The 6,587-nt window shown below is 67.6% G+C and carries 5 protein-coding genes; 2 read left to right on the top strand and 3 right to left on the bottom strand.

The annotated features are described in order from the left end of the window. The first annotated feature begins 128 nt into the window (after positions 1 to 128). Together ACFY3J_RS37615 and ACFY3J_RS37610 are read left to right on the top strand one after the other, a co-directional pair. Complete coding sequence (locus tag ACFY3J_RS37615; protein WP_390842780.1) at positions 129 to 1,373, top strand: serine/threonine-protein kinase; 1,245 nt, start codon at positions 129 to 131, stop codon at positions 1,371 to 1,373. 450 nt (positions 1,374 to 1,823) lie between these two features. Beyond that, the gene (locus tag ACFY3J_RS37610; protein WP_390842779.1) at positions 1,824 to 3,095 is read left to right on the top strand and encodes a hypothetical protein; all 1,272 of its coding nucleotides are present in this window, start codon (positions 1,824 to 1,826) and stop codon (positions 3,093 to 3,095) included. Between the two features lie 23 nt (positions 3,096 to 3,118). Here the strand turns inward: ACFY3J_RS37610 and ACFY3J_RS37605 are convergent, their stop codons facing one another. The 3 genes from ACFY3J_RS37605 to ACFY3J_RS37595 all read right to left on the bottom strand — a co-directional run bounded on the left by ACFY3J_RS37605 (position 3,119) and on the right by ACFY3J_RS37595 (position 6,394). Continuing rightward, the gene (locus ACFY3J_RS37605; protein WP_390842778.1) at positions 3,119 to 4,228 is read right to left on the bottom strand and encodes a hypothetical protein; all 1,110 of its coding nucleotides are present in this window, start codon (positions 4,226 to 4,228) and stop codon (positions 3,119 to 3,121) included. Positions 4,229 to 4,568: 340 nt separating this feature from the next. Further along, positions 4,569 to 5,612: an LLM class F420-dependent oxidoreductase gene (locus ACFY3J_RS37600; protein ID WP_390842777.1), complete on the bottom strand. Its 1,044-nt coding sequence runs from the start codon at positions 5,610 to 5,612 to the stop codon at positions 4,569 to 4,571. After that, positions 5,609 to 6,394, bottom strand: coding sequence for an ABC transporter ATP-binding protein (locus tag ACFY3J_RS37595; RefSeq protein ID WP_384185387.1), 786 nt, complete (start codon positions 6,392 to 6,394; stop codon positions 5,609 to 5,611). Before ACFY3J_RS37595 ends, ACFY3J_RS37600 begins: the two co-directional genes overlap by 4 nt. Positions 6,395 to 6,587: the final 193 nt, after the last annotated feature.

Below are 6,587 nucleotides of genomic sequence, written 5' to 3'. Positions count from 1 at the left end.
CGTGAAAGGGAGGTCGTCGTCATGTCCGGCAGATTCCCATGTGGGTGAACCACTCGATCCCCGAACGATCACCGAAGGTTTAATTTCAAGTTAAGGTGACACGGCACGAAACGCAGGGGGGATTCGGCGTGCAGCGAATCGGCGCCTACATGATCGAGCGGGTGCTCGGCGAGGGCGGAATGGGCACCGTCTATCTGGCGAGATCGCGTGGCGGACGGAGCGTGGCCGTGAAGGTTGCCAAGCCGGAACTGGCCAGGGACCCGGGGTTCCGTGAGCGTTTCCGCGCGGAGATCACGGCCGCCCGGGCGGTGGGCGGCTTCCACACTGCACCGGTGGTGGACGCTGACCCTGATGCCCCGGCGCCCTGGCTCGCCACCGCTTATGTCCCCGGTCCGTCCCTCGCCGGCCTGCTCGTCGCCCGTGGGCCGATGGGCGAAGAGGCCCTGCGCCGGCTTGCCTTGGCCCTCGCCGAGGCGCTGCAGGCCATTCACGCCTGCGGCCTGGTCCATCGCGACCTGAAGCCCGGCAACATCATCATGGCGGACGACGGACCCAGAGTCGTGGACTTCGGCATCGCCCGGGTGCTCGAGGGATCGCGGCTCACGGTCACGGGGGCCGCGCTCGGCACTCCGGGGTTCCTCGCGCCGGAACAGGCGGAGGGGCTGCCCGTCACCGTTGCCGCGGATATCTTCGCGCTGGGTGCCGTCCTCGTCGCAGCGGCCGGCGGCAGCGCCTTCGGCGAAGGTACCCCGATGATGCTGATGTACCGCTCGGTCCACCAGAAGGCCGACCTGACGGCCGTGCCCGGGGGGCTGCGGCCGACGGTGGCCGCCTGCATGGCCAAGGATCCGGAGCAGCGGCCCACTGCCGAACAACTGCTGGACCAGTTTGTGCCTGCGCAGGCAAGCACCCCGCCCGCCTACACGCCGACCATGTTTGCTCCACCTCCCCCGTTCCCGCCCGCCCATGCCCAGCAGCCTGCCGCACACCCGCCGACGGCCTCCGCCATTTCGCCCTACCCACCCGTTCCGATGGTTCCGCCCCCGACGGCGCCGCCCGGTTTCGGGCCGCCCACGCCCCCGGATGCCGAGGGACAGGAGTTCCTCGCAATGGACCACAAGAACGCCGTCGTCGCCGATGCGCACGGAATCTCTCTCGGCGTCAATGGCCGTCCTGTCGACTTCCCGTGGTACGCAGTCCGTGCCATCACCCACAGCGAGTCGGGGCGCGGCCTGTCCCTCACAGTCACGATCCACCTACAAGACGGCTCCACGCGTTCGTGCCGTGTCACCACCCACGACGAGGACGAACTGGACGACTGGATCGAGCAGTTAACTCTTGTCGTGGAGCACTTCCTCGGTCGGAACGGATGAGAGTGGCAATTCGGGGCCGCCCATCCGAACCGGCAGCGGACGAGGCCAGCGATCTCCATGGCGGATGACACGAACACCGTCGCCCGGTCGATGCGGATGGCCGCGGCGCGGATGAACCAGCGTCCGGACCGCTCCCCGCAGGAACCGACGGAAAGGTGGACAGGGCTCCGGTCGAGCTGGCGCACGGCAGTCCCTACGTCTCAGTCTGGTGAGCCGAGTTCGTTCCTGGTGGAGGCGGACGCGATCGGCGGGATAGCCCCGGCGATCTACAAGTTACATGACGCGAATTTGTCACAGCAGCAACGCTCAAGTCCGTATTCTCTAGGTATGGTTGGCGAACAGCTCGTTGTCCTTGAGGGATGGCTCGACACCCCGGCAGGCGGCTGACACCGAAGGGGTGCGCGGATCCGTCACGATCCGTGCAGGGGGTGCGCGACAGGAGGACAGACCATGAACGCTCAGGGCTCCCTGCTGCAGGGGGCGAAGATCCTCGAGAGCACGCCCGCCCACTTCGGCTGGACGTTGCTGCGTCTCGCCGCGCCCTTCTCCTTCACCTGTGGGCAGTGCCACCGGACGACCGTGGACGACATGGTCGCCGTCGAGACCGCGGATGCGGGCACCACTCTGGTGTACTGCGCGAACTGCCATAGGCAACGAATCTCCGCTGGCGCAAGCACCCCTGAGCCGCGCGCCGCCGCGTCGGGCGCCGTACCCGTACCTCGCAAAATGGCGAGCGAGGACGAGCGCCACACTGGTCCCGATCAGGCCGTGGTGATCCAGCAACCGGATCCTGGTAAGCCGCACGACGTGATCGTGACAGAGTCCGAGGTCCAGTGGACGTTCGTGATCCGCGAGCATCATCTGAACGACGGGGTGTGTCCGCTGCCTCCGCAGGCCGTGCGCCGAATGCGAACAGTAAAAGTCGTACATCTCCACGATGGCCGGGCCTTCCCCACCGTGCTGTTGGATGCTCCTCCCCGCAAGAAGAAGGACGCAAAGGAACGCCTCCGAGGGATCCGGTGGCCGCAGACGCACATCATGACGGGAACACGTGTCACAGCCAAGTTGCACCAGGGCCAACTGAGTCTGTTTCTCAGTCCCTTGGAACGTCCGGTCATGATTGCCAGGAAGCGATTCCTCTACGACTACGACCCTCGGATCATCGCCCGGGAACTTCCAGCAAGCCCGACGCAGAACCAGGCCGGCAGCACCACCTCACTCGACGGGTTGGTGCAGGAGACGATCCGCAAGCTCGGCTACCTGGATGAGGAGGGACGCGCACTCCTGCCAATGGAGAACCTGATCAGCAACGTTCGTAGCCACCGCGGACCCCAACGGTACTCGAGCGATGCCGTCCGGGCGGCAGCGAACAGGCTCCTCAGCCGTAGGCGCCTCACGTGGGAGACAGGGAGCTGCGCACCCGAGGGCATCCTAAACTTCCCCGCCCGGCCCGGCGAAAGGAGGATTCGCCTAGTCTGCTACACGCCCTTCCTTCTACCCAAGCGCAAGAATGAGCGACAGCGAGTCGTGCATCTGCCGAGCGCTTCTTCCCATCACGGTGTGGCCGGGCACCTGATGAAGATCGACCACCTGGGCAAGCAGGCCAGCGACTCAGCCCGGGCCGCGTACGCGGAGGCGCATCGGAGAGCCGGTCTCGCCGGCTCCCGCAAGCTCCCGAAGGGGCACACCTACGTCAGGCCCCACGAACGTGGCGGTAAGTAGCGGGAGTCAATGCGGCAGTCGCGCTACCGGATGCTCTCCAAAAGCTTCCCAGTGGCAGTGACCGTCCAGAAGGACCACCCGTTGCGCTGCGGATTGACGTGCGGGTTAAGAGCCCGTACCAGGGCGACCGCCGCTCCGCTGGGAGAGTCGTACTCTCCTCGACCGGGGCCGGAGGGAATGGTCACGGTTCGGGATGAAGGATTGTAGTAGCCGTTGACACGTCGGCCGTCATAGGTCGCGTGGATCTCAACGCCGTTTTCCGTGCGGAGTTCCTGAACAGCCGCTCCCGCAAGGGTCGGCGCGGTAGGCTCCTCCGCGATCACCTCCTCGTCGGCAGGCGGCTCGTCGATGTCCCGGTGGGTGACCTGCCTATCGTAAGTGGGAAGGCCCAGTAGCCGGTTGAGGATGTTGGCCAGCAGGCGCCTGCGTGCGGCCAAGAAGTCGGGGAATCGGTCCAGGGACCGCAGCTCTGGGGCGTCGGGAATCCATTGTTCGGCCAGACGCTCCGGCGCGACTGCTGCCATGTACTCGGCGGGCAGCTTCGAGCCAATCATCTTGTTGGTCTGACCCGTCACAAAAGCGAGGTTGGCCAGACTGTTCCATTCTTCCTTGGCGTACGTCGCCTGAACGCGGGCTCGCGGGAAGACGTGGTGGTACTCGATCTTTGCGCCGCTGCTCATCGGTTGGACGCTGACGGCGATATTGGTCGCCCAGTCCCGGGCCTTGCCGCGCAGCGCGGCGATGTAGAGCAACCGGAAGAAGGCGTGAGTGGAGTACTTCTGTTCCAAGTCCCTCGGGTGCAGCGGGGTGTCCACGGAGAGGCCGAAGTCAATGCCTACGTAGTCGAGTTGGGAGATCGACGGACGACCAGGGCCGTCGACTGGTGGTGCGCAACGGCTATCACCAGCCCCGGTCGGTGACCACGGCTGCCGGGCCGGTGGAGGTGAAGGCCTCGCGGGGGACTTCACCGTGTGTTTGGAGAGGCGCACCAGCTCTCCGAACTCCACCCGACTCAGCCCCGCATGCTCGCGCAGCGCCTGGACGACAGCCCCGAAGGTCCGCAGGCTGTCCGCCGGGCCCAGTCCCCGCTCGCACTCCGCGCCAGCCGCCGGTTCAACGTGGTCGGTCGTCATACGAGGCCCACCTCCAGAGGCACACGTGCCGGTTCCACCTGCTGGAGAACGACCAGCGTGGCCAACCCGAATCCGCACTGTCCACCGAACGTGTCCGTACGCTGACCCAACGTACGGACCGCACTCCTGGAGTACGCCCCCGCACGCCACTTCCCGCCTCCGATCCGCCTCACGGGTGGCTGCCACCCATGCCGGAAAGGCCGGTTCGTACCGGCCGGCCGACGGGCCGGCCGTCGGGATACAACCTGGCCGAAGCGGCCGGCCACAAAGGCTGGGACCTGTCCCAAGGCCGGGTACCAACGCAACTTCTTTGGGAATCGGCGCCCTTCGAGGAGCACGTTCAGGGCCTTGACGCTTGATCCAGCTCAGCTCGTACCATCGAAAGCGGACCTGACTGAAGCGCTGAGGACGCTGCGCACGGTGCCCCGGGTTTCACGTCCTCCAGTTGCGGGAGCACCTCACTCGCGATGAGTTCCAGGTGGTCGAGGTCAGTGAGGTCGGTCAGTCGCAGATGGATCCGGCTCGCGCCGATCGCGGCGAACTCGCCGAGCCGCTCGACGAGCTGGGCCGGAGATCCGACCACCGGATCCTCCGGCGGCAGCGCGCTCTTGACGTGCAGCGGAGCGGCCCGCCGCTGCGCCTCCGCGTCGGTACGGCCGATCGCGACCACGACACCGGCCGAGAGCACCAGCGGTGGCCGGCCGGAGTCGGTCCGGCCGGTCCGGTCGCACGCCTCGGCCACCCGCTGGTACGCCTGCGCCGTCTCCGCCACCGACTTGAAGGGCATGTTGAACTCGTCGGCGTACCGGGCGGCCAGCTCCGGGGTGCGCTTGGGGCCGCGGCCACCGACGATGATCGGCGGCCCCTGCACCTGCACCGGTTTCGGCAGTGCGGGCGCGTCGTCCAGCCGGTAGTGGTCGCCGTGGTGGCTGAAACTCTCGCCGACCGGTGTTCGCCACAGGCCGGTGATCACGGCCAGCTGCTCCTCCAGCCGGTCGAAGCGCTCCCCGACGGCCGGGAACGGAATGCCGTACGAGGTGTGCTCCCGCTCGTACCAGCCGGCGCCGATGCCCAGCTCCACCCGCCCGCCGCTCATCCGGTCGACCTGTGCCACCATCACGGCCAGCGGGCCTGGCAGCCGGAAGGTGGCCGAGGTGACCAGGGTGCCCAGCCGGATCCGGGAGGTCTCCCGGGCGAGCGCACCCAGCGTCAGCCACGCGTCGGTGGGGCCGGGCAGCCCGGGATCGGCGCCCATCGCCTGGTAGTGGTCGGCCCGGAAGAAACCCTCGAACCCGCCGTCCTCGGCGAGTCGTACGAAGCGCAGCTGATCGTCGTAGTCGGCGCCGCGGTGCGGCTCGGTGAAGACGCAGATCCGCACGGTCATCGCCCTTCCACGCCGGCCGGCGCCGACAGGTCCCGTTCCATCAGCAGTTCGTGCAGGTCGGCGCTGCACCGGGCCACTTCGCCGAGGTGCGCGGTACGGCCCAGCGTCCTCGGCCGGGGGATGTCGATGTCGACCACCTTTCGGATCCGGCCCGGGCGCGGGCTGAGCACCACCACACGGTCGGCGAGCAGCACGGCCTCGTCTATCGAGTGGGTGACGAAGACGACGGTGGCGGAGTTCTCCATGTGGAGCCGCTGCAGCTCCGCCGCGAGTTCCGCGCGGGTGAGCGCGTCGAGCGCGGAGAACGGCTCGTCCATGAGCAGCACGCGGGGCTCGCCGATCAGCGACCGGCACAGCGAGACACGCTGCTGCATACCGCCGGAGAGTTCGTGCGGCCGGTGCTTCTCGAAGCCGCCCAGGCCGGCCGTTTCCAGCAGCCGGTGCGCCCGGGCCCGGTGCTCGGCCTTGCGCCAGCCGAAGATCTCCACGGGCAGCAGGACGTTGTCGAGAACGGACCGCCAGGGCAGCAGGGCCGGCCGCTGGAACAGCATGGCGACGTCCCGCCGGGCTCCGGTGACTCGTTCGCCGCCGATGGTGATCTCACCCTCGGAGACCGGCAGCAGTCCGGCGATCAGCCGGAGCAGCGTGGACTTGCCGCACCCGGACCGGCCCACCACCGCCACGAACTCGCCCTCGGCGATGTGGAGGTCGACGCCCTGGAGCGCCACCGTGGAACCGGACCGGCTGGTGAAGGTCCGGGATACACCGGTGAGTCCGATCATCCGGCGGTCTCCCCCATCCACTATCCACTGGCGATGAACAATGCCGGCCGGTTTGTAACCCCCGGTCAGGTTAGCCGGATCAGGCGGCTCAGCGGTACCTGTCGTCCTGTAAGCGATTTCTTCGCACCTGGTGTCACACCGGCTGGGTTCTCGTACCCTGTCACTGGCGCGAAGTGTCATGTACTCGGCGGTT

This window comes from Streptomyces sp. NPDC001231 (genome assembly GCF_042896885.1).
Lineage (GTDB): Bacteria > Actinomycetota > Actinomycetes > Streptomycetales > Streptomycetaceae > Streptomyces.
Note: the sequence above shows the minus strand (reverse complement) of the source record. Positions and strands in the feature narration are given on the sequence as shown.